The sequence below is a fragment of the Grimontia sedimenti genome (assembly GCF_011045095.1).
Classification (GTDB): Bacteria; Pseudomonadota; Gammaproteobacteria; order Enterobacterales; family Vibrionaceae; genus Enterovibrio; species Enterovibrio sedimenti.
In genome coordinates, this window is the sequence record NZ_JAALDL010000012.1 from 134,450 (window position 1) to 157,368 (window position 22,919).

A 22,919-nucleotide genomic window follows, 5' to 3' on the forward strand; every position below is an offset into this window, starting at 1 on the left:
AACAACGAGAACCTACATGAAAATACTTTATGGCGTACAAGGTACGGGGAATGGGCACATTTCCCGTGCACGTGCGATGGCAGACGCTTTTTCCAATCTGCCACATGTTGAGGTGAAGTTCCTGTTCTCTGGCCGTCCGGCATCGGAGTATTTTGATATGGACGTGTTCGGGGAGTATGAAGTGCGTCGCGGGCTCACCTTTGTCAGTGAGGCGGGGAAAGTCAGCATGCTGAAAACCGCGTTGAACAACAGTTTGGTGTCGTTTGTCCGCGAAGTGCGCGAGTTGGATGTGTCGGGCTATGATCTGGTGGTTTCTGACTTTGAGCCGGTTTCGGCACATGCTGCCAGACGACAAGGCGTGCCGACGGTGTCCGTCAGTCACCAGTCCGCGTTTGCCTTCGACGTGCCGAAGCAGGGGCAATCCCTGCTGGATAAATTCATCATGCATTACTTTGCGCCGACAGAGACGAAAATCGGCTTGCACTGGTACCACTTCAATCAGCCAATCTTACCGCCGATCATTGATCTTAAAACGGTGGAACCCACTAGAAATGGCACCATTTTGACGTATCTTCCGTTTGAAAATCTGGAAGAGGTTGTTCGGGTGCTACAACATTTTCCGCAGCGGTTTATCTGTTTCCATCCTGCATGTCAGGAAGCGCGGATTGATGAGAACGTTGATATCCGGCCACTAAGTAAAACGGTTTTCCATCAGGCTTTGGCGAACTGCAATGGCGTGATAGCCAATGGTGGGTTTGAACTGCCTTCAGAAGCACTGTTGCTGGGTAAGAAGCTGTTGCTCAAACCGCTCAATGGTCAGTTTGAACAACAAAGTAATGTGTCCACTTTGGATACCCTAGGGCTGTCAAGCACGATGGAGTCTTTGGATGTCGGCACCATTCGCGAGTGGCTTGAGCAGTCCGAGAGCAGCCGGGTGAAATATCCGTCGGTGGCAACAGAGTTGGCAACTTGGCTGGGAAAAGGGGATCTCAGTACCTTTTCGTCGCTGCGTGAATCCTTGTGGTCGCAAGTGTCTTTTCCTGAGCATGTGACCGATCTTTTGTCAGATTTTTGGCCACAAAAGACCCGAAAGCGTGCCATGTTCAGCATGAGGCTGCCATCGCAAGCAAATAAAAGTCTTCGACAGCATTGATGAAATGAATGTGTAACTAACAAGACTATAAGTCTGCATTTTTAGATCTAAGAGGCTGATTATCAGCCTCTTTTTTGTTGGTGTTTTAGGTTTTTCATATTTTCCATGGACATGATTTTATAACAATTTACTGGGGCGCATTTATCTCACCATGTTACTAAGTTGGTGCCTTGGTTAGCGTGTGTTCAGTTGCGCTCATTAAGCTGGGGCATGAGCAGGCAACGTTGCCTTACTGATAGCTGTCGACCTTACTCAAACTCAAATTTCCTTTTCGGGTCGATCGGTAAATACGGCGACGGATGCTTTCCATTTACTCTTGCTTTAGGGTTTTGCTATGACGCAGAAAGAGTCGGTTAATAATTTTGAAAACCGTACGGATACGACGTTAAGAAGTGTGGATCTCAACCTCATCACAGTGTTTGATGCCGTGATGCAGGAACAGAACATTACGCGCGCCGCACAGAGTCTGGGCATGTCACAACCTGCAGTGAGTAATGCAGTGTCACGCCTGAAAGTCATGTTCAATGATGAACTGTTTGTGCGTAACGGTCGTGGTATCAAACCTACGCAACGTGCGCGCCAACTGTTTGGCCCTATCCGTCAGGCGATTCAGCTGATCAAGAACGAACTGCCAACGTCAGTGTTCATTCCTGAAACCAGCAACCGTACCTTCCGTCTGGCGATTTGCAGCCCATCGGACATGCGTTTTGTTCCGCAAATCCTGAACACCATTTCTTCCGTGGCGCCAAGTGTGAAGGTTCAGGTGGAAACAGAATTTGACCGCGATATTTCGCGCAAGCTGCGTTACCAGGAAGTGGACTTTGTGATTGATTACCTGCACTTCAATGAGTCAGGTTTCAGCAGCACAGAAATGTTCAACGATGAGCTGGTGGTTGTGGCGAGCAAAAACCACCCGCGTCTTAGCGACAGTATTACTGCCAAAGAGCTGACCAGCGAAGCGCATGCGGTATTGAAACATAACGGGGAAATGCAGGGTTATGCAGAAGCGTTATACCGAGATGGTCGTTATCGTGAAGCTTATCAGGGCGTAAGTCTGAGCAATATCTTGTATGTGGTCAGCCAATCGCAACTGGTGGCTGTGGCCCCACGCTGGATGGTGGAAGCGGGTCATCATCGTGATAACCTGAAAATGCTGCCACTGCCGCTGGAGAACAACCGTATCAGCGGTTACCTGAGCTGGCACGCTTCTGCAGAGAAAGACAAAGGGCACCTTTGGATGCGCGATCAACTGCTGTCTATCTGCGGTAATTCGCTGGTATAAACCGCGTAAAAAACACTCAGAATATTGACGAAAAACCGGCTTATGTCGGTTTTTTTGTGCCTGTTATTTCCCTTCGAATCACGCTTTCAGGGGCGACAGACCCTATTGATTACAGCCTGTTACAACTTTTCTGAAAGTTGAGAGAACAAGTGTACTCTGAAATGAACAGTGTTCGTCAAAATCATTGCCTAGATTTTAACCGCTTTGGCTGCGCTTTTTCTTGTAATTGATGGGGGAGTCATTACACTGCTGCCTGAGTTTTAGCTTACAAGTGTTAGCTAATTTTTGTCGTCGTCCCAACATGCATTCTAAAGGGACGCACCACGTGCTGAGAGAGAATTAAATGGCGCTGGAACTTCATATCGTTAACCGAATTCGCGAGCAGGTAAAAGCTCAAGGCGAAAAAGTCGCACTGCGTTTCCAGCAAGGAAATACCTGGGGCGAAATGAGCTGGCGTCAGTTCGGAGAGCGTATTGATGCAGCTTCAAAAGCGATGCTGGTTTCAGGCCTCGCTGTGCAGGACAAAATCGGCATTTTTGCCAACAACTGTGCGGAATGGAGTATTGCGGATATTGCCGCACTTCAGGTGCGCTGCGTGCCAGTGCCAATTTATCCAACCAACACTGCGGATCAGGCTGCGTACATTCTGCGCGATGCCGGTGTGCGTATTCTGTTTGTTGGCGACCAATCGCAGGCAGATGCCGCGATGTCAATTGCAGCAAGCTGCCCAGCGTTGGAAAAGATTGTCAGCTTTGCTGATAACGTCGATTTTGCCGGCAATGAAATGGGCCAAAGCTGGGAAGCATTCCTGCAAACAGCCAATGATAATGTCGAGCAGGAAATGCAGACGCGTATTACAGACGCTTCAATGAGCGATCTGATGACATTGATTTACACCTCAGGCACCACGGGCGAGCCAAAAGGCGTGATGCTGGATTACGCCAATGTCGCGGCACAGATTGAAAGCCACGATAAGGTGTTGGGGATCAGTGAGAACGAAGTATCACTGGCATTCCTGCCGCTGTCTCACGTGTTTGAGCGTTGCTGGAGCTTTTACGTTCTGCACCACGGTGCGACTAATTGCTATCTGTCTAACACCAATGCCATCCGCGAAGCGTTGCAGGAAGTTAAACCAACCGTGATGTGTGCGGTTCCGCGCTTCTACGAGAAAATCTACAGCGCCGTTCACGAGAAAGTGGCGACAGCGAGTCCGGTGAAAAAGGGTATGTTCCGCGCCGCGGTATATATCGGCAACCTGATGGCGGAAATTACCCGTAAAGGCAAGAAACCAGCGCCGTGGCTGAAAAGCGCTCACCGCATGGCAGACAAGCTGGTGCTCAGCAAGCTGCGCCAACTGCTGGGTGGCAATATCACCATGATGCCGTGTGGCGGTGCAAAACTGGAGCCGACTATTGGACGCTTCTTCCATGCCATTGGGGTGAACGTGAAGCTGGGTTACGGCATGACCGAAACCACCGCCACCATCTCTTGCTGGGACAGCGGTAGCTTTGACCCGGATTCTATCGGTATGCCAATGCCGAATGCAGAAGTGAAGATTGGCCAGAACAACGAAATTCTGGTGCGCGGCCCAATGGTGATGCGCGGCTACTACAATAAGGCCAAAGAAACGGCAGAAACCTTCACATCTGATGGTTTCCTGAAAACCGGTGATGCAGGCCATATTGATGCGCAGGGTAACCTGTTTATCACTGACCGCATCAAAGAGCTGATGAAAACCTCTGGGGGTAAATACATTGCCCCACAGGTCATCGAAGGCAAGCTGGGTAAAGACCACTTTATCGAGCAAATCGCTGTTGTGGCTGACGCGCGCCATTTTGTGTCTGCGCTGATTGTGCCTTGTTTTGAATCACTTGAAAGCTGGGCGAAAGAGCTGAACATCAAATATCATGATCGCATGGAGCTGATTAAGCACAGCGAAGTGGTGGAAATGTTCGAAAAACGCGTCGAAGAGCTGCAAAAAGAGCTGGCGAAGTTTGAGCAGGTGAAGAAGTTCACCTTACTGCCTTCTGAGTTCTCTATGGCACAAGGCGAATTGACACCTACGCTGAAGCTACGCCGTAAGGTGATCCTCGAGCGTTATAAGAAACAAATCGAAGCCATGTACAAGAAGCGCAGCTGATCCTGATTGGATTGAGAAGCCCGGCCACTGAGCCGGGTTTTTTATTGCTGCCTTCCCCAAATTCCCGCAAGGAAAGTGGCGTTAAAGTGTCCTTAACGTGCTACTTCCCAGAAAATCTGTCGGTAACAGCCAAAAACATACTTTTGTCATACGCTGAAACACCCATCTTCTGAACAGTAAATATTGTCAATGAGTGGGTTTTTAGCAGTGAATGCTGATTGAGATGGCTCGGGTAGAGTCTTTAGTGATGAAACTTTACCCAATCAGAGTATTAATGGGAATCTGAGTTAACCAATAGACATATTTGCTAACAAAGCGTTAAAGTTGACAGTGCTTTAACCGTAGTGAGCAACTGGCGTCAGCCAGTCCAAAAAAGCGGGAAAAGTGGAAGCTTTTTTGATTCTTGTTACGACCGGAATCAAAAGCATAGCTGGCATGGATTGGCGGCAAACAGGTAGTCACGCCGACATCCATCTCTAGGCTACAAATAAGTCCTAAACTATGCATACATGGAGGCATATAGTGGAAATGTTGTCAGGAGCCGACATGGTCGTTCGTTCGATGATCGACCAAGGCGTAAAACATATATTTGGGTATCCGGGCGGATCGGTTTTGGATATCTATGATGCACTGCATGAGAAAAGCGATATCGAGCACGTTCTCGTTCGCCATGAACAAGCAGCCGTTCACATGGCCGATGGCTATGCCCGTGCAACCGGCGAAGTCGGTGTTGTACTGGTGACTTCAGGTCCAGGCGCAACCAACGCCATTACCGGTATCGCGACCGCGTATTACGATTCAGTTCCAATGGTGGTTTTGTCCGGTCAGGTTATGAGTAACCTGATTGGTAACGATGCTTTCCAGGAATGTGACATGGTGGGTGTCTCTCGCCCTATCGTAAAACACAGCTTTTTGGTGAAAAACACCGAAGACATTCCAAAAATCATCAAGAAAGCTTTCTATTTGGCATCAACCGGCCGCCCAGGCCCTGTGGTTGTCGACCTGCCAAAAGACATGCTGAACCCAGCAAACAAGTTCCCTTACGAGTACCCGGAAAGCATGTCCATGCGTTCTTACAACCCAACAACAACGGGTCATAAAGGACAAATTAAGCGCGGCTTGAAAGCCCTGCTTGAAGCGAAAAAACCGGTACTGTACATCGGCGGCGGCTCCATCATTTCCGAGTGTGGCGAGCAAATTAAAACGCTGGCAGATACACTGAATATTCCTGTTATCAGTACACTGATGGGCCTTGGTGCTTATCCGGGTACAGGTGACAAATCGCTGGGCATGCTGGGCATGCACGGCACGTACGAAGCCAATATGGCGATGCACAATGCGGATCTGATCTTTGGTATTGGTGTCCGTTTCGATGACCGTACGACAAATAACCTCGAGAAATACTGTCCAAATGCTAAGGTCATGCACATCGACATTGACCCATCGAGCATTTCAAAAACCGTTTCGGCTGACATCCCCATCGTCGGCTCAGCAGACGTGGTACTGAACACCATGCTGAAGATCCTGACCGAGCAGGGCGGCACGAACGATGAAGCTGCGCTGGACGCATGGTGGAACAACATCAACGTATGGCGCGAACGTAAGTGTTTGGCGTACGAAACGAATAACGAACGCATCAAGCCGCAGCAAGCGATTGAAGCGGTCTACAAGCTCACCAATGGTGATGCATACGTGGCATCGGATGTTGGCCAGCACCAGATGTTTGCTGCGCTTTACTACCCGTTTGATAAGCCACGTCGCTGGATCAACTCCGGTGGTCTCGGCACCATGGGCTTCGGTTTGCCAGCTGCGATGGGTGTGAAATTCGCAATCCCTGATGCAGAAGTGCTGTGTGTGACCGGTGACGGCAGTATCCAGATGAATATCCAGGAGCTGTCGACGGCACTGCAATACGACATCCCCGTCAAAATTATCAACCTCAACAACCGCTTCCTCGGCATGGTGAAGCAGTGGCAGGACATGATTTATCAAGGTCGTCACTCTCACTCTTACATGGATTCGGTGCCTGATTTCGCTGCGATTGCAGAAGCTTACGGTCACGTAGGTATTCGCATCAGCGATCCGGCTCAGCTGGAAAGCGAGCTGGCACGTGGTTTGGCGATGAAAGACAAACTGGTCTTCTTCGACATCAGCGTGGATGAAACAGAGCACGTTTATCCAATGCAGGTGCGTGGTGGTGCAATGAATGAAATGTGGTTGAGCAAGACGGAGAGAACATAATGCGCAGTATTGTATCGATTTTGATGGAAAACGAACCGGGCGCATTGTCTCGCGTAGTTGGCCTGTTTTCACAGCGTGGCTACAACATTGAATCCCTGACGGTTTCCCCGACAGACGATCCAACGCTGTCTCGTTTGAACATCACGACCACCGTGGTTAAGGCGTCAGAGCGCGAGCAGATTGAGAAACAACTGCACAAGCTGATTGACGTACTGAAAGTAAGTAATGTGACCGAGTCAGAGCACATTGAGCGTGAACTGGCGATGGTGAAAGTGAAAGCGAGCGGCTTTGCCCGTGCAGAAGTCAAACGCACTGCTGACATCTTCCGTGGCCAGATTGTGGATGTGACTAACTCGCTTTACACCGTGCAGATTGCAGGCTCAAGCGACAAGATTGAAGCCTTCATCGCAGCGATGAAAGATGTCACTGACATCATTGAAGTCGCACGCAGCGGTGTGGTGGGTATTGCTCGTGGTGAGCGCGCACTGCGTCAGTAAAACTGACAGCGAGTCTCAGAAAAAGCCGATGGTGAAAGCCGTCGGTTTTTTTATGTCTGATGGGCTGGCAGGAGATGCTCTCAACTTGTGACTTTCTGCCCAAAATGTATACTTCCGGGGTGCAAGAAAAACAAAATAAACCCAAGAGAAAGTCGTTGTGTTGCAAACCATCAATAAGTATTTGGTGAGAGTGACAACCGTGTCTCTGGCTGTCCTGACGATTAAGGTTGGCTGGATTTATCTGGTGCCGATGGCGGTACTGATGAACACTCACCGCAATGAGCTGGTTCCATCCAGATTTAAGAAATGATACCAATCGTAGTAAATATCTGCTCATCCTAGCTTGTTAAAATGCTCAATAACTGCGTTAAAAAATTTGATTGTAGAATAACTACTTATCGAAATTTTTCGCCTTGTTCTCGAGCATTTTTCCTACGCTATTTCTGAGCAGCTACCTACTGTGATTGGTATAAAAGCCCAAAGAAACAAAAAAGGAGCCAATCGGCTCCTTTTTTTATGCTCGGTACGGTTCGATTACAGAACGTGTACAGATGCAGTGTTAGTAGTACCAGAAGCAACCAGTGCACCTGAAACCATAACAACGATGTCGCCTTTCGCAGCCAGACCTGACTCCAGAGCGATTTCTTTACCACGACGGTAGAACTCGTCAGTGTTCTCGAACTGGTCAACAACCACTGAAGTCACGCCTTTGCTCAGGCAAAGTTGTGCAGCAGTTTTCTCGTTGATGGTGACAGCGATGATGTTTGCAGTTGGGAAGTACTTGCGGATAGAACGCGCAGACTTACCAGCTTCAGTAGCAACAACGATCAGAGGAGCACCCAGCTTCTCAGCGGTGTCTACTGCGCCTTTACATACTGCTTCAGTGATACGCAGGCGAGAGCTGTCCAGACGTGAGCCCAGTTCTGCTTTCAGTACTGCATCAGTACGCTTCGCGATTTGCGCCATGATAGTCACAGCTTCAACTGGGTATTTACCCTTCGCCGTTTCACCAGACAGCATCACTGCGTCAGTGCCATCCATGATCGCGTTCGCAACGTCACCCGCTTCTGCGCGAGTTGGACGTGGGTTCTTGATCATTGAATCCAGCATTTGCGTTGCAGTGATAACCACTTTACGTGCGCGGTTACATTTCTCGATCATCATCTTCTGAGCGAAGATAACTTCTTCTGCTGGGATTTCTACACCCAGGTCGCCACGTGCAACCATGATGCCGTCAGACAGCTCCAGGATCTCGTCGAAGTTATCAACGCCTTCCTGGTTTTCGATTTTAGAGATGATTTGGATGTTCTCGCCGCCGTTTGCAGCCAGAAGATCACGGATTTCTTTAACGTCAGACGCTTTACGGATGAAAGAAGCTGCGATGAAGTCAACGCCTTGCTCACAACCGAATACCAGGTCACCCTTGTCTTTTTCAGACAGCGCAGGCAGGTTTACAGAAACGCCTGGCAGGTTAACGCCTTTGTTTTCACCCAGGTCACCGTTGTTCAGTACTTTACAGATAACGTCTGTTTCTGTGGTTTCCAGTACTTCCATCTCGATCAGACCGTCGTCAACCAGGATAGTGTTGCCAACAGTCAGGTCTTTTGCGAAACCTTGGTAAGTCACTGCAACGCGCTCTGCGTTACCTACTACTGAAGCGTCAGTAGTGAAAGTGAAAGTTTGACCTGCAACCAGAGAAACATCGTTGCCGCCTTCCAGTTTGATGGTGCGGATTTCAGGACCTTTGGTATCCAGCAGGATAGCCAGTTGCTTGCCAGTGTTTTCCATTACCTGACGTAGGTTAGAGATGCGCGTGCCGTGCTCAGCGAAGTCGCCGTGTGAGAAGTTCAGGCGCATTACGTTCATGCCTGCTTCTGCCAGCTTGGTCAGCATCTCTACTGATTCGGTTTTTGGTCCAATCGTACAAACGATTTTGGTCTTTTTCATGTAGGGTTCTCTCCGGTCGAACTTTTACTACCCAAGGGATAAATGTCGCTGTAGTCACGTTATCCAGATGCTTGAGTTTTGTAATAAAACAACAAGCTACTGTGTGATGAGCGGCAACATTGCCATGTGCTCTTACAGCGTTAATACAGGTTCATGCCACGTAATTGTGTTGTCCAAACGTGGGTTCGTTTGGACAACACAACTCATCCATGAAAGCGGACACAAGTATACATGCTTTATGTGGCGGAAATTTGATCGCAGGCAATGGAAAAAGGGTTATTCGCACCTTCCTGCCATCTTCCACTCAAATGATACAGTGTTACGCCTACTTTCAGGGCCGTAAATTTACCACATATTATTTGCTAGATCACTAATCGGTAACGAATAGATAAAGAGCAATGAACATTGATCTGCATTGGGTTGAAAGCGTTATTGTATGGCTAGTTGTGCGGACATATTGGCTGACTATTTTTGAAAAAAAATGACAATACACCACCCAGCGCTCTGAGGTTTTCAAGGTTTTTTCATCAACTCATGGATCTATGTCTCGCAATGACTATGCAGGTATTAAACAAAGTGTGGTCTGTTGGCGGAATTTTGCGACAATGTTTCCATCAATTCATACGAAGGAAAATTTGCCTCTGATGCATTTGCTTCGGTTATGCCGATTCGTCTGTAGCGTTGTGGTATTTGCACTGGGTATGGCCCAGTCGGTTGCGTTGGCTGAAACGGATAAAGACACCATCATCGTGACGAATTCTCATAGCTGGAAGCCTTTTGCCTTCTCGGAAAATGGTATTCCCAAGGGACTGTTAGTTGATTACTGGAAGCTTTTTTCAGAGATCAATAACACCCCGGTAGAATTTGCTCTCTCGGATTGGAACGACTCTCTGATCGCCATGCAAGAAGGCGGGCGCAAAGTTCATGGCGGCTTGCTCTACTCTGAATCTCGTGATGAATACCTCGATTACGTCCTGCCTCTGTTCGAAATCTCCACCACGCTTTATGTAGTCAATGACAGCGAAGAGCTGAAAACGCAAGGTGTTCTGCCAGGTATGGTCGTTGGTGTTGTGCGTGGTGGCTACGAGGAAGAGTTTCTGAAGACTCGCTATCCGTTAGTCTCTACCATGGGGTTTGATAACAATGCAGCGCTTATTCAGGCGGCACGTGAAGGCAAAATAAAGCGCATGTTGGTGGATACTCAAGTGGCGACTTATTACCTGCTGCAACAGGACAATCCTAACCGCTTTGTGCCGATTGACCGCATGTACCAAAAAATGCTGTATGCCGCCGTGCCAGCAGGAAATGAACTCCTGCTTCAAGAAGTCGAAAGCGGAATCAAAAATATCCCACCTCACGAAATTGATCGCATCAAACAAAAATGGCTCAACACCAGTAAAACCACTCAGATTCCTGATTGGTTCTGGCCACTGGTGGGCTCCGTATTGTTTCTTGGTACGGTCAGTTACATCATCTTGCTAAAGCAGGCCGTACACCGAAAAACCCGTGCTTTGAAAGCGTTGAACAGTAAGCTGGAAGAATATGCGTTTACCGACTCTCTGACCGGACTCATGAACCGCCGTGGCCTGGACAGAAACTTCGCCAGCAAACGGGTGAACAGCATGCTAAAACGTGGCCAATTGGGGGTGTTGATGCTTGATGTGGACCACTTCAAGCAAATCAACGATAAGTACGGTCACCTGAAAGGGGATGAAGTGCTGAATAACCTTGGCAGGGCGCTGAACAATTACCTGCGTGAGGCGGTGGCAATCTCTCGCTTGGGAGGTGAAGAGTTCTGTTTATTGGTGCCAGCTGAGGATCTGCACGATCTGGAAGTGAATGCGGATTACGTCTGCCGGTTTATCGTGCCGCAGGCTTCACAGGAAGGGATAGGGCTTTCTGTCACTGCATCGGTGGGCGCATTGCTGGTAGACAAAGGTTGCAAAGATCCTTCTCTGGAAGCGCTGCTTCACCATGCAGACCGCTTGATGTATCAAGCTAAGGAAAATGGTCGGAATCGGGTCACGTTGGGTTCTCTGTCGAACCAGCAGCACCATAGATACACCAATCAGATAAGCGCTTAACCGACGTCTGGTTTATCTTCTGAAGACGCATCGTAATTGATCACGCGATTGCGTCCGGTCTTCTTCGCGATGTAGAGCGCTTCGTCAGCGCGCAGACTGGCCGTTAGAAAATCTTCTGTTGCCTCCAGCACTGTCGCCCCGATAGAAATTGTGCAGCCAATAGAAAGTGGCTGCGAGTTCGGGTGGCTGACTCTCACCTCACAGTCCTGCACTGCTACGCGGAGCCGCTCTAATCTTGTGGTGGCTTCGGTATGATTGTCAGCCCAAATCAGTAAAGCAAATTCTTCGCCACCCAAACGAAATGCGTATTCATCCGGCGCAGTGAAATCTTCAATCTCCTGGGCAAAGCGGCGCAAAACCAAATCGCCCACGGGGTGGCCGAAGGTGTCATTGATACGTTTGAAGTGATCGATGTCGGCCATCGCAAGATACTGGCGGCGTTGCTGGGCAGCATGGCGTTCACTGAACAAATCCAGAAGATAACGGCGATTATAGAGATTGGTGAGATCGTCGCGGTTTGCCATATCACGCAAAGTACGCTCACGGCGGATTTGGTCGGTCACCACACTCACAAAGGTGCACATGGCTTTTTCGCCATACCAGTCAATCACCTTATCGGTGATCTCAGCGATCATTGGATTACCTTTTAAATCCATATGATTGATCACTTCAGGTGGTGTTGGGATCCCGGTTTCAATCGCGTGATTGTAGCGACGCTGAGCTTCAGGCCAGTGTTCTTCTTCAAAAAGGACACGAATAGAGGGCAGACTGAGCACATCCTCTGCGCAGGCCATTCCACTGAACTTTGCGAATGCGTTATTGGCATACTTAGGGACAAAGTTAATATGTATGACGCAGGGATTCGGGTGGATGTCGAGTATGTCTTTAAAATCTGGCATCGCGTGGAGAAAGTGCTGGTCAATAATTTAATGTGAAAGTTATCACTTATCAGCGTGAAAACTGCGATGTATTTCAAGAATTTGGAATTGTTGCTCGGAACTAATCAATTGTGAATCATCTGTCTTACATCTTTGTTAGTAGTGCAACGCAAAATTATCATCCTGCTCAATGATGGTCCTCCTTTCTCAAGACCTTGTTCGTGTGATGTTTTTACCCGAGACTGACTGAAAGGGGGCGTGCTTTGACAAAAAGCGTCCGGTTATTTCCCAAGACCTGCTTCTTTGAGCGATTGCAGTGTTATTTGCTTTCCGCCGGCCTCAAAACCAAACAAGCCGCTTTCCTCTTCAGAAGGTAAAGCAAAGGGCGGCGCATCATGGACTAGCTGGAATTCCAGTAAGGTGTAAGGACGTTGCCATAACCACTCACGGTTACCGACTGCATGCAAGTCCGATTCTGGCTGTGGCTCATCAATGAAAGAATAAAAATAGAGAGTGAAGCCATAATCGGTAACAGGTTGGATGGATTTCAGCGTCAAACCAAGGCTTTCAGCCCATTTCTGCATAGCTCGATCGTCATGACAGCGAAGCGTGATGTGCGCCAGTGCAGCACCATTAGCAACCGGATGTGAGAGCGTTAGGTTCTCTTGCCTGTTACCTTCAAAGGTGGTTTGTAGTAACTCAACAATCAGCCCATTGGGATCTGACAAATGAGCAAGATAGCCAATGTCCTGAAACTGGCGCGGCGCGGAAACATCGATCCCCTGTGAGCGAAGCCAGTGGCAGGCGGCGTCCAAGTCCACCACAGTGATGCCGATTTTCCAAAAGCCATCTGCAGGTGTGGGTTGGTAAAGGCTATCAGACGGAATAAAAGAGAGTGATGCGCTTTCACCTTCGAATCGCCAACCAGAGTCGGTCAATTGCATGCCGAGCACGTCCTGATAGAAAGCGTGAAGGCGCTCGTTAAGCTTTGCTTTGATGGTAATGTTGGTGAACACGTATTCCTTCCCCGTTCTCAGTGCGTTCTTATCCCCATATATGGGGATATCCCATTGTTGCTGCTTCGAAGGGGAAAAGTGTGATGAAAAAAGCGTGAATTTGGGTAGCAACCAATGATCAGTGGGTAAATTTGCCAACAACGTCCCGTCCGACTGCTGATAGGATTGCAAATACACATTGAAATGTATCAAGATCACGACAAATGAGTTTTGGAATAGAAATCACATTCATGCTTAAAGCCACAGCACTCCTTTTTACAATGCTTACCCTTATCGGGTGTTCGAAAGAGAAAGACGGCAACGTGTTTCTAGAGCGTTGTTTTGTGGATCGCGAATACAGTTTTGAGTGTGATGGTGTGAGCTTTACTGCGCTGTCGGGATTAATTGAAAAAGCCACCGAACAAGAGGTTGTCGTCAGGGTAGAAAAAGAGTCCATCACACTGTCCAACCCCTCAGGCTTTGAGGCGTTGGCGAACGTCGATGTGGCTTACCTGAAAAACCTTTCCATCAAATTCTCAGGCACGGTAAAGGAAGCAACCTGGATCCAGAAGAGCTTTGATATCGAAAATCCACGGATTGACTGGTTTGAAATGCCAGACAAAGCGCATATCGCCAACATACGTAAAGAACGAAAAGTTCGTGCAGCAATGTTGGATGCACGCGGTGGTGAAGATGAAGCCTATCAATACTGCGCGGCACAGGCGGAAAGCTTTTATGGTGCCGATTGTGGGTTCGACCAAAGCTTTGAGTCGGTATGGAACAAAGACACTCTGTTCACCACGGTGAGTTGCAGAGGAGAAAGCGGTAAGAAAACACGCTTTAAGTGCAGCACCTACGACGGCATGACCGTTCTCGAATCTTATTGGTAATCATCCAAAAATATCTGCTGGCTTACGGACTAATACCCAAGATCTGAATACCGGCGGATGATTTCTCCATACTTGCCCGACGCTTTTACCTGATCCAATGCCGCTTGCCAGCGTGTGATTTCTTCTTCTGGCGTGTCTTTTGAAAACGCAATATAAAGCTGGATATTAAACAGTTCTACGCCCGTGTTCTGGAGGCTCTCCGCATCGATACTGCTTTTTTGCATCAAGGGTTTGTAGGCAAACTCCCCAATCGGTGCCAAATCTCCCCGGCCCATCACTAACATGGAAAATGCCTGAATCGGGGAATTGGTAATATAGAGATTGTTAAAGTCTTGATTCTGAAGAAATTCTGTTTCCGGAAAGCCACGAGTGACTAGAATCGCGTTTGCTTCCCGCGCGTCTTCCAGTGACTGGATGTTGATGTCGCTGTCTTTATGGCGATAGAACGTGATTCTGTCTTCCACCAAGGGGCCAACCCATTTAAACAAGGGTTCCCGTTCTGGTGTGCGGCTCATTGAAAACAAAATGCGGTTGGATTTTCGTTTGGTTTCTTTGTAAGCGCGGGCCCAAGGAAGCATCTCAATATCGTCAGGATGCCCGACGATGGCAAAGACTTCACGTATGATATCCACAGATAATCCATTTAACTCGCCATTTTCCACATAACCAAACGGCGCAAAATCTTCCGTCATGACAGTGAACGTTTGGGATGTTGCTGGCTGGCTGACTATCAGCAGCAGTGCGAAAAGGCATCGAATGGCGTAGGTTAACAACGACTTACCCGGGATATTCATTCCTTCACCTGATTTTACAGCTCGTTACGTATCTTTGTGTTGGTACGTTTAAGTTTACTCAAGACGGTTGCTTGCCTGTGTTTATTTCCGCTGAATCTCAATAGTGAACTTGGTTGCACCAACATGTCGCATAATGGGTGTCTAAGAAATTGATATTAAAGGCTGACTTTGCTGCGTTGCTTGTTAAAAAAAGAAGGCAATGATTGTTTGCTGGTTTTGCTGATGGTTTGCATCAGTGCAAAGCTTGGGTTGGTGATGCCTTGCTGTTCCAGTTCATCCAGCATCAGAAGCCAGAGCCTTGCTGTCATTTCAGCATCCGCCAAAGCGCGGTGGAAAACGCCATCATTGGCGATATGCTTGAACCGCACCAGATCGCCGAGTTTGTGGGTCGGGGAGTCTTGAATCAGGCGGCGGGCAATCAGCATAGAGCAGGTAAACTGGCCGGAATAACCTGCGCGCAGGCGTTCCAGTTCCGCATCCAAAAAGCGCTTATCGAAAGAGGCGTTATGCGCCACAAGGTTAAACCCGGCGATAAACTCCGCAAACCGGCTCATCACCTCTTCGCAGCCAGACGCGGTGCGCAACATATTGTTGGTGATGCCTGTGTAACCTTCGATAAAACGACTGACGCGAAAGCCCGGATTCATCAATTCCTGAAAGGTGTCGACTACCTCACCGTCAATCAACTTTACCGCGCCGATTTCAATGGCGCGGTCGCCCATGTTGGGTGATAAGCCTGTGGTTTCGAAGTCGAGTACGACAACGGTATTAGCGGGTTTGGATGGCATGGAGAAGATCCCGAAGCGAGAGAAACAGAGGGAAGGAGTATACAGGGGAAACGACTACATGCGTGAAAAGTGAAAATAAAGCTCGCTATTTAACCAGCACACTGTATAGTTCGCGCCTGGCTCAGAAAGAGCTGTTAATGCCAAATTTAGTTTAAGTTTCTTCTCAGCTACTTCTCGATAGTCTTCGTTAATACCCTGCGTCAACTTGTGCTTCATCGACCATTCAATAGCTTTCCGTACAGCCTTGCTGTTTAACGTCGGCGTTTAGCTTGTCGTTAACATATTCAATTAAAAACAAATTAGAGGTTACTATGTCTGATAAATCGACTGGTCTGGTAAAATGGTTCGACGAAACTAAAGGTTTTGGCTTCATCACTCAAGACAACGGTGGCAAGGACGTATTCGTTCACTTCCGTGCAATCGTTTCTGACGGTTTCAAAACTCTGGCTGAAGGCCAAAAAGTACGTTTTAACGTTGAGCAAGGCCAAAAAGGTCCTCAAGCGACTAACGTAGAAGCGCTGTAATTCAGCGAGAAACGGCGCAATACTCGGTATATTGCGCCGTTTTATTTCCTGCCTTTTTCTTCCTTAGGGTATCGCCCTTAAAGTTGAACCCGCACCGTTTGCAACGCATTCGCTGGCAGGGTTATCAGCGCACTCTGCGCACCAATCACCAAATCAAATTGTATCGGCTTCTTGGTCGTGTTCAGCAGTTGTACACTCAGCAATCCTGATTCATTCACCGTTGCACTGGCATGCAAATCATCCTGTTCCAATCCACCTAACAAAGTATCGGTTTTGACGGCTTTATCACCGGGACGAATCGTGCGGCTAAACTGCGCTAGCACATCGTAAATCGGCGTGTAATAGACATACCCCGTTTCCGTATCAATCATGATCGGCGCGCCGCAGAAATTTCCGGCATGGTTAGGGCCGCCTTTGGCATCCAACACCGCATTCCAATCCACCCAACCGTTCATCCAGTGATTCAGGCTGACAATAATGTCACGCGCGTAGCGGTGCACCGGGGTGTAGATAGGGTGGTTTTCAGGATTTGGCGCCCAGGTGGCGGTGTATGCCCAATCGGTCGCGTTTTCATTCCACCAGAACTCGTCGTTATCAAACCAGCCTGACTCCTGAAACTTCACCGGATCCAAAATGCCTTTCGGCGCAGGCTTACCGAGATCGTCAATGGTGCCTTCAGTATGGATGATGGCGAAATCCGGGAATTTGTTGTGTACCTTCTCCAGCACCTCTTCGTACACATCGACCGTGCTGGAATACCAGTGAACGGCAGAGCCATAAACATACGGCGCGGTGTCGGGATCGCCCAGGATCACATCCGTCCAATGCTCCAGATGATCACGGTTTTGATCGTAGATCAGCAATCTCGTATCGCTGAAAGCGCTTTCTTTTAGAGCCGGACCAAGAAACTCTTTGATGAAGGTATTCTGGGTCTCAGCAGTAAAGTGCATGCTCTCCCAGTTGCCGCTGTTGCCGTGCGGTTCATTAACTGGCGTTAAGCCCCAGATATCAACACCGGCTTCCTTGTAGTGCTCAAGGTATTTCACCAGATAATCCGCGTAAGTGGATTCATATTCCGGTTTGAGCGAGCCGCCCGTGCCTTCCCAATCGTTCTCTTCTGAGCCTTTGATGAACCAGGTATTTATGTCCTTCATCCAAGGTGGCGCAGTCCACGCGGAAGCAATGATGTTCAGGGTGCCGTCATCTTGTTTTGCTTTGATCGATTGTGCTTCTTTGATCATCGGCAGCACGTCGAACGATTCATCCTGAATACCCGGATACTTAGCTTTCGAAAAGCCATCACTGTCCGGTGCGATAGTAAAATGCTCCAGCGCCGCATCACCTTCAACTTCGGCATAGCCGAGTTTTCCTTCCACAGAAAAGTCGGTCGAGCCAATCGGTGTACGGGTTAACGAGAAGTTCGCGCCTGATTCACCGTAGAGATTGTTCATGACCTCAAGGCGCTTTTCTGGCGGAAGGTGCGCCAATACAAACGCAGCAGATTCAGTGAAAGACGTCCCGATCCCTGTGATGGTTTGTTTGGTGATATCCGGTTGGATGACGACTTGTGTGCCGTTTGCACGTTCAGTGGTAAAGGGCTGGTTTGGCATCACTGACATTTTGTCGCCTGCTTCGCTGGTCAGCAGGATTTCACTTGTCGAGGTTAAGCCAAAATTCTTGTTATTACTCAATGCTTGCTCCCTGTCTTTGTCAGAAGTGCAGGAAAGCAGCATTGCCGAAGACAACGCAACAAGCGCTGCAGCGACTGCTCTCACTTCCATGTTGTTCGCTCCACAGTGGGATGGTTTTTTGTTTATTCAGCGACTTCGCAATAGTCCCTTTTACGTAGTGAGCTGATACCCGCGGATAGGTATAACGGTTTCAGATGGGCTTGTAACTAGTCTGAGTGGTTTAGGTTTTCGGTATTCTTGCGATTGGGACAAAGGGCGAGCCTAACCTCCACCAAAGGTTCTGAAAGATAGCGAATAGCGGAAAAGGAACAAGCGCCAGTGGCGCTATGTTGTCGGCTCCGGGGACCTCAGCCACTCAATCGCCAGTTTTTCCAGTGATTCCCACCCTGTGATCTCGTGGGTGCCGATGTGAAAACGGGAAGAAGTCAGTTGTCCATAGAGTTTGAAGTTAACCTTTTCTCTGGGGTACTGAATCTCGCAATGCACCGACTTAGCAAGGGTATCGATATCAAACGCGACCACCATAATTGGCAGCGACTTATCGCCGCCACGAATATTGAGACGAAGCACCACCGGCAGCCCGGTATCATTGGCGAACATATACATAGGCACAACACTGTGCTTGCTGCCGCTAGGGAGCAATTTGTGAAGACAATCCAGCCTATCGAGCATACCTTTCCCCTTAGATGGTAAGGATTAATCCAACTTGAGCCATTTCTTCAGTGTAGTGATGTTTACGGATTAGAAACTTGATTTGGTTAAAGTTTGTGCGATTTGGCGCGAGGGGAGTAGAGAACGGCGCGATGAAAATGAAAGACATGCCACCACAATTACGCCAGTGGCACTTCGCTTTCCTTTGGCGCATAGACCACGCGATTACGGCCTTCCCGCTTTGCTTGGTATAACGCATGGTCAGCACTTTGCAGCAATTGGTCGAGGTTTTGAGTGGGATGCCAGGTGGCCATGCCAACAGAAATGGTGACGCGAATAAACTGGTCTTCGAACTCGATATCCGAATCTTCTACGGCTGAAAGCAGGCGTTCTGTCATGCTCTGAGCAGCCTCTTCTGGTGTGTTTTCCATGATCACAGCAAACTCTTCTCCACCGAGACGCGAAAGGAGATCGGTTTTCCGCAGTGATTGGTTTAAAACTTTACCGACATGACGAAGAACGGCGTCTCCACAGGCGTGGCTGTGGGTATCGTTCACCTTTTTGAAATGGTCAATATCGATCATTAGCAGGTGCACACTTGGCGAGGTGTTGCGTTTCGCCCGCTCAATGAATTGCTGTGCGCCTTCAAAGAAAGAGCGTCTATTCGGTAGTCCTGTCAGCAAATCGGTGCGGGCTTCTTTTTCGGCAAGTGCTTTGGCTTCATACAGCTGCTTGGTTTGCTCTTTAACCCTTTCTTCCAGCACGTGCGCTGCATTTTCCAAATATTTCCAGTGCTTTTCTTCAATGCGTTGCTTTTCCCGCTGCATGTGCCTGAATCTAAGGATCATGACGGTAGTCAGCAAGATGACCTCAATCAGACCACCAAAATAAATCAGCCACTCAGCAAACGCGCTATCTGCGATGTATCCTCTGAGCCTTGCCGAGGCGAGTGCCATACCAATGGCAAAGAAGACCCAACTTCCTGAAAATAGAAGAGCATGTGGCACTTTTTTCTTGTGTGCATAGATGCCAAGTGGGATCAGGAAGAAAGCGCCAATCGCGGTGAAATCGATGATAATTCGCGAAAGATACGGCTTGCCAAAGAGGTTAAGCACCACGCCGACCGCCACCACCGCCACCACTGCCAGCATGACTTTATCGACGCGCGGTAAGTGCCCCGGCACGTTCAAAAAGTGACGGACAAAAAGAATGGCGACGAGTTGGCAAATATTTATCTGAAGCACCACCATCCATAACTCATAGTGTTGTGATGCAATTAGGTAACTCCACAATCCACTGAATGCGGCAAACAGAGAGGCGGCTGAAAACGCGAAAGCGGTGTAATAAAGATAAAGACGGTCTTTTGTGGCGAAATAGGCGAGCAGGGTAGACAGACCCATGGCAATTTCAACACACAACAAAATCACCAACAGCGACAGCTCTACATGTGTAGAGTGATAAAAATCAGACTCTTCCCAGATACGCATCGAGTCAAACTTATGCATGGGGAAGTCACTTCCCTGAAATAGCCGATAGTAAACCTCAACCTCAGAATTTGGCGGGACATCGACGGAAAACGCTGGCCTGTAAAAAGAGACTGGTCGTGTGTCTGTGGGCTGAGTGTAGACGAAGCGTTGATGTGAGAATGTGCCGTCACCGCCTTTCAAGCGGGAGTAAAAATCGATGGTTTCTGCGGAGGGCTCCACATACTCCACGATGATCTTTTTACTGACAGATTCAGGGTTAGATAAACGGAATGAAATCCAGGTCGGAATCGTCGAAAAGCCTCGGTTAACCACGCCTTTCTCGGGGCGTTGCCAGTCCGCCAGAGACACAACATCATCAATGGTTAATTGATATGAGGGATCATCGATAAAATGGAATTTATCAACCGTCGACCCCCCGTTTTCCCACTGTGACAAATCAATGGTCGTTTCCGCAGAAACCAAACCAGAGACACTGAAAGTGATAAACAGGACGGAAAAAACCAGCGATAAAAAGTGATTAATCCGACGTTGCCACATGCATATAGATTCCTGAGTTAATGGGTTTATCACCTTCATTCCCCGCCAAGCATTGCCGAATACCCAGCAGGGAAATACCAGTGATAAGGTCCTAAATACTGATACTGTTCGGTATCAAAGAGGGCAGTTGCATCACATACGGCATAGGTCGTGAGGCATTGCGCTCATGAATATCGATTTCGATTCGGTTTAAGTTCATGTGGAACTGAGTCAGTATCGGTGCCACACGTTTGTCGGTGAAGTATTGGGTTCTTGGGTCATCCGTATAGTGACCAAGGGTGTCATATTGCACGCCAGCTAACAGGTAGGCGAATGAGGTTTGATACAGCGCCACATCCAAAGGTGGCAGCCAATCAACCACGTCTTCCTGAGTCAGTATTTCACTGCGTCCTGGCATTGGCTTGTAAAGCGTTCCGCTCGCTCCTGGGATATAAGACATCAGCGGGTACTGCGCATAGTTCACGGAAGCATGTTGGGCACTCGCGGTATAAATGATTTGCGCCACGACACGGCAGAGATAATCAAAGCTGTCGATTTGTACCGGGCTCTTTTCATCATTCGTTGCCGTTAAGCCATCTAACCCCCTTACTGCAGCGCGTTTTGGATTAACTAGTTCATTCACCCAAGCCTGAAGCTCAAAATCTTCCAACACCATTTTGTTGCGCGCTTCCGCCGTTTCGCCCTCGTAGTAAAGCGACAGATAATCAGTCACGAATTGCTGAATCGCCGCCCAAAGGTCGAGAGTATCTTCCCTGAATGGGAAAGACGGTAACGAGTCGCTTGAGACACCACGTTGATGGAAGATCTTATCTGGATACTGATCATCAAACCGGCGCTTTTCATAAGCATCGACCAGCACTTCTGCGGTTTCTTGATGTGAAGTTGAAATCACGGAGGCTACAACGCCGCCTGGCACCATCAAACTGGTGTAAGCGCCATGGTTAATGTCCAAGGTAAATCGGAAATGAGGCTTCAACAGCACCATCAGCGGGTGCGTTTGTGGCAACTGTCGATGACTGGCGACAACAATAGGTTCAATCACCAAATGGCACGCGCCCAAATGCGCCACGGTTTCATGCTCAATCGTACAGGCGTTTTGCACCACCATTTTTGCCAGCAGCCACTTTGCGCCATCGACATCGTTGTTATTGGTGCAGTCATTTGGTGTAAAAATCGGCGTGGTGTCAGCATCAAAATGCTGCCCTAATTGAATGGCGATAGGTTGCATTGCACCGTCAGTCGGGTAGCCATGAGGTGGCGACGCATTCCAGTAAAACAGCGCTATCGGCGCTTCAGGGTAGCGGTGTAAACCATGCAAAGACGCGCCTTTCTTGCCTTCAAACATGGCGTAATCGCAAACGTACAATAAGCCTTTGTTGGCGGCCTCAGTGAGCGTTAACGCACTATCACCGCTGACTTGTTGCAGAATGTCGTCAGTAACAGGCATCTTCTCCAGAAGCTCAGCCAGCAAATACACATTCTCATGCGCTTCTTTCTGTGTTCTGACGCCTCTGAGGTTGGTGGTATTGAAACCCGCGATTTGCATGTAGCCAAAATACCAATCTTGCAGACAAATCGGTAAATCCTCTTCCGGCATCCACGCTTTGCGCTCTACATCCAAAGCTTGAGGCGTCGGCAAGGTGTTAAACAGCAATTCGTAATCTGCCAGTCCTTTCGGTTTGAGGTACTGATGCCCACGCTCCTCATTCAAGGTGTAGTAAAGCGTGTCTTTCAGAAATGCCGTAAAGCCCTCTGACTCAAATTGCTTGGTGACTTTCGCCAGCCCCTCAACGATGTGAATGAAATCTTTGGGTAGGTGAGAAAGGCCTTGAAGCGCCCCTTCAATAGCATTAGGCACCTCAGCCAGAGCTTCGAGCAACGCCTTGGTTGCTGCTACATCTTCAATCACAGCCAGCGGAGAGCTTGGCGATTTCAATGCATGGTAGGCGTCGTTAACCTTTTTGATCGACTCTGAGACATCACCGGTTAAATCGTCCTGCAGTTCTCGCTCAAGCAAAGACACTACAACTTTGGTGAAGTTTTCCAGCAAGGGTAGAAAGACCTTAGCGACTTTCGCTTCATACTCGAACGTGAACTCCTCTCCTTTAGGCAGCCCTGCAGAAAGGGACAGTGGCTCAATGTAGCTGAACATATAGTTGTATGACGCTTGAGATACCGATACCTGAAACGCTCTATCCTGAATAGCTTCCTGAGACAATGTCTGCGGAAGTGATGGAGTCATAGAGGAGTGTTTAGATTGCATGCGCTTTCCTTGCTGGCTTTTCCCAATCTCCTTGGGATACATCTTTTCAAACGAAACCATGATTCATTTATGGCTCG

18 protein-coding genes are annotated in these 22,919 nt (G+C 48.6%); 9 read left to right on the top strand and 9 right to left on the bottom strand.

Features of this window, described 5'->3' with window-relative positions:
• The first annotated feature begins 16 nt into the window (after positions 1-16).
• The 6 genes from G5S52_RS16010 to G5S52_RS16035 all read left to right on the top strand — a co-directional run bounded on the left by G5S52_RS16010 (position 17) and on the right by G5S52_RS16035 (position 7,623).
• On the top strand, positions 17-1,153 hold the full coding sequence (locus tag G5S52_RS16010; RefSeq protein ID WP_165015799.1) for an MJ1255/VC2487 family glycosyltransferase: 1,137 nt from the start codon (positions 17-19) through the stop codon (positions 1,151-1,153).
• Between the two features lie 334 nt (positions 1,154-1,487).
• Positions 1,488-2,435 (top strand): transcriptional regulator LeuO, encoded by a 948-nt coding sequence (leuO, locus tag G5S52_RS16015; RefSeq protein ID WP_165015802.1) that lies wholly within the window; start codon positions 1,488-1,490, stop codon positions 2,433-2,435.
• Between the two features lie 343 nt (positions 2,436-2,778).
• Positions 2,779-4,575, top strand: a complete 1,797-nt coding sequence (locus G5S52_RS16020) for an AMP-dependent synthetase/ligase (protein WP_165015805.1) — start codon at positions 2,779-2,781, stop codon at positions 4,573-4,575.
• 522 nt (positions 4,576-5,097) lie between these two features.
• A complete protein-coding gene (locus G5S52_RS16025) occupies positions 5,098-6,816 on the top strand; it encodes an acetolactate synthase 3 large subunit (RefSeq protein ID WP_062666478.1) in 1,719 nt (572 codons plus the stop codon).
• Positions 6,816-7,313 carry an acetolactate synthase small subunit gene (gene ilvN / locus G5S52_RS16030; protein WP_002537707.1) on the top strand — a complete coding sequence of 166 codons (498 nt, stop codon included), beginning with the start codon at positions 6,816-6,818 and terminating at the stop codon, positions 7,311-7,313. Before G5S52_RS16025 ends, ilvN begins: the two co-directional genes overlap by 1 nt.
• Positions 7,314-7,470: 157 nt before the next feature.
• Complete coding sequence (locus tag G5S52_RS16035) at positions 7,471-7,623, top strand: hypothetical protein (protein WP_165015808.1); 153 nt, start codon at positions 7,471-7,473, stop codon at positions 7,621-7,623.
• Between the two features lie 224 nt (positions 7,624-7,847).
• On the opposite strand, the gene pykF is transcribed toward G5S52_RS16035, so the two are convergent.
• Complete coding sequence (pykF, locus tag G5S52_RS16040; RefSeq protein ID WP_046304118.1) at positions 7,848-9,260, bottom strand: pyruvate kinase PykF; 1,413 nt, start codon at positions 9,258-9,260, stop codon at positions 7,848-7,850.
• A 644-nt stretch (positions 9,261-9,904) separates the two neighbouring features.
• On the opposite strand from pykF, the gene G5S52_RS16045 reads away from it, so the two are divergent.
• Positions 9,905-11,344 (top strand): transporter substrate-binding domain-containing diguanylate cyclase, encoded by a 1,440-nt coding sequence (locus G5S52_RS16045; protein ID WP_165015811.1) that lies wholly within the window; start codon positions 9,905-9,907, stop codon positions 11,342-11,344.
• Here the strand turns inward: G5S52_RS16045 and G5S52_RS16050 are convergent.
• A complete protein-coding gene (locus G5S52_RS16050; protein ID WP_165015816.1) occupies positions 11,341-12,243 on the bottom strand; it encodes a GGDEF domain-containing protein in 903 nt (300 codons plus the stop codon). The two genes, G5S52_RS16045 and G5S52_RS16050, sit on opposite strands and share 4 nt — an antisense overlap.
• A 260-nt stretch (positions 12,244-12,503) precedes the next feature.
• Positions 12,504-13,238 carry a VOC family protein gene (locus G5S52_RS16055; protein ID WP_165015819.1) on the bottom strand — a complete coding sequence of 245 codons (735 nt, stop codon included), beginning with the start codon at positions 13,236-13,238 and terminating at the stop codon, positions 12,504-12,506.
• 260 nt (positions 13,239-13,498) lie between these two features.
• Between G5S52_RS16055 and G5S52_RS16060 the strand changes: the two genes are divergently transcribed.
• Positions 13,499-14,107 carry a hypothetical protein gene (locus tag G5S52_RS16060; protein ID WP_165015823.1) on the top strand — a complete coding sequence of 203 codons (609 nt, stop codon included), beginning with the start codon at positions 13,499-13,501 and terminating at the stop codon, positions 14,105-14,107.
• Between the two features lie 29 nt (positions 14,108-14,136).
• On the opposite strand, the gene G5S52_RS16065 is transcribed toward G5S52_RS16060, so the two are convergent.
• On the bottom strand, positions 14,137-14,901 hold the full coding sequence (locus G5S52_RS16065) for a substrate-binding periplasmic protein (RefSeq protein WP_165015825.1): 765 nt from the start codon (positions 14,899-14,901) through the stop codon (positions 14,137-14,139).
• A 155-nt stretch (positions 14,902-15,056) separates the two neighbouring features.
• Positions 15,057-15,689 carry a 3'-5' exonuclease gene (locus tag G5S52_RS16070; protein ID WP_165015828.1) on the bottom strand — a complete coding sequence of 211 codons (633 nt, stop codon included), beginning with the start codon at positions 15,687-15,689 and terminating at the stop codon, positions 15,057-15,059.
• Between the two features lie 311 nt (positions 15,690-16,000).
• Here G5S52_RS16070 and cspE point away from each other — a divergent pair, with 311 nt between their 5' ends.
• Positions 16,001-16,213 carry a transcription antiterminator/RNA stability regulator CspE gene (cspE, locus tag G5S52_RS16075; protein WP_002537692.1) on the top strand — a complete coding sequence of 71 codons (213 nt, stop codon included), beginning with the start codon at positions 16,001-16,003 and terminating at the stop codon, positions 16,211-16,213.
• Positions 16,214-16,290: 77 nt separating this feature from the next.
• Here the strand turns inward: cspE and G5S52_RS16080 are convergent, their stop codons facing one another.
• From G5S52_RS16080 to G5S52_RS16095, 4 genes are all read right to left on the bottom strand, one after another.
• Positions 16,291-17,994: a glycoside hydrolase family 30 protein gene (locus tag G5S52_RS16080; protein WP_165015831.1), complete on the bottom strand. Its 1,704-nt coding sequence runs from the start codon at positions 17,992-17,994 to the stop codon at positions 16,291-16,293.
• 234 nt (positions 17,995-18,228) lie between these two features.
• Positions 18,229-18,576, bottom strand: a complete 348-nt coding sequence (locus tag G5S52_RS16085; protein ID WP_165015833.1) for a hypothetical protein — start codon at positions 18,574-18,576, stop codon at positions 18,229-18,231.
• Between the two features lie 158 nt (positions 18,577-18,734).
• Entirely contained in the window at positions 18,735-20,579 is a 1,845-nt protein-coding gene (locus tag G5S52_RS16090) for a sensor domain-containing diguanylate cyclase (RefSeq protein ID WP_165015836.1), read from the bottom strand.
• Positions 20,580-20,670: 91 nt separating this feature from the next.
• Positions 20,671-22,842, bottom strand: a complete 2,172-nt coding sequence (locus G5S52_RS16095; protein WP_165015839.1) for a lipoxygenase family protein — start codon at positions 22,840-22,842, stop codon at positions 20,671-20,673.
• Between the last annotated feature and the right edge of the window lie 77 nt (positions 22,843-22,919).

Bases quoted from the DNA above. Each gene is read 5' to 3' on its own strand.
- G5S52_RS16090 (WP_165015836.1), bottom strand. From the start codon at position 20,579: ATGTGGCAACGTCGGATTAATCACTTTTTATCGCTGGTTTTTTCCGTC.
- pykF (WP_046304118.1), bottom strand. From the start codon at position 9,260: ATGAAAAAGACCAAAATCGTTTGTACGATTGGACCAAAAACCGAATCA.
- G5S52_RS16065 (WP_165015825.1), bottom strand. From the start codon at position 14,901: ATGAATATCCCGGGTAAGTCGTTGTTAACCTACGCCATTCGATGCCTT.
- G5S52_RS16095 (WP_165015839.1), bottom strand. From the start codon at position 22,842: ATGCAATCTAAACACTCCTCTATGACTCCATCACTTCCGCAGACATTG.
- cspE (WP_002537692.1), top strand. From the start codon at position 16,001: ATGTCTGATAAATCGACTGGTCTGGTAAAATGGTTCGACGAAACTAAA.
- G5S52_RS16010 (WP_165015799.1), top strand. From the start codon at position 17: ATGAAAATACTTTATGGCGTACAAGGTACGGGGAATGGGCACATTTCC.
- ilvN (WP_002537707.1), top strand. From the start codon at position 6,816: ATGCGCAGTATTGTATCGATTTTGATGGAAAACGAACCGGGCGCATTG.
- G5S52_RS16060 (WP_165015823.1), top strand. From the start codon at position 13,499: ATGCTTACCCTTATCGGGTGTTCGAAAGAGAAAGACGGCAACGTGTTT.
- G5S52_RS16085 (WP_165015833.1), bottom strand. From the start codon at position 18,576: ATGCTCGATAGGCTGGATTGTCTTCACAAATTGCTCCCTAGCGGCAGC.
- G5S52_RS16020 (WP_165015805.1), top strand. From the start codon at position 2,779: ATGGCGCTGGAACTTCATATCGTTAACCGAATTCGCGAGCAGGTAAAA.
- G5S52_RS16045 (WP_165015811.1), top strand. From the start codon at position 9,905: ATGCATTTGCTTCGGTTATGCCGATTCGTCTGTAGCGTTGTGGTATTT.
- leuO (WP_165015802.1), top strand. From the start codon at position 1,488: ATGACGCAGAAAGAGTCGGTTAATAATTTTGAAAACCGTACGGATACG.
- G5S52_RS16050 (WP_165015816.1), bottom strand. From the start codon at position 12,243: ATGCCAGATTTTAAAGACATACTCGACATCCACCCGAATCCCTGCGTC.
- G5S52_RS16070 (WP_165015828.1), bottom strand. From the start codon at position 15,689: ATGCCATCCAAACCCGCTAATACCGTTGTCGTACTCGACTTCGAAACC.
- G5S52_RS16080 (WP_165015831.1), bottom strand. From the start codon at position 17,994: ATGGAAGTGAGAGCAGTCGCTGCAGCGCTTGTTGCGTTGTCTTCGGCA.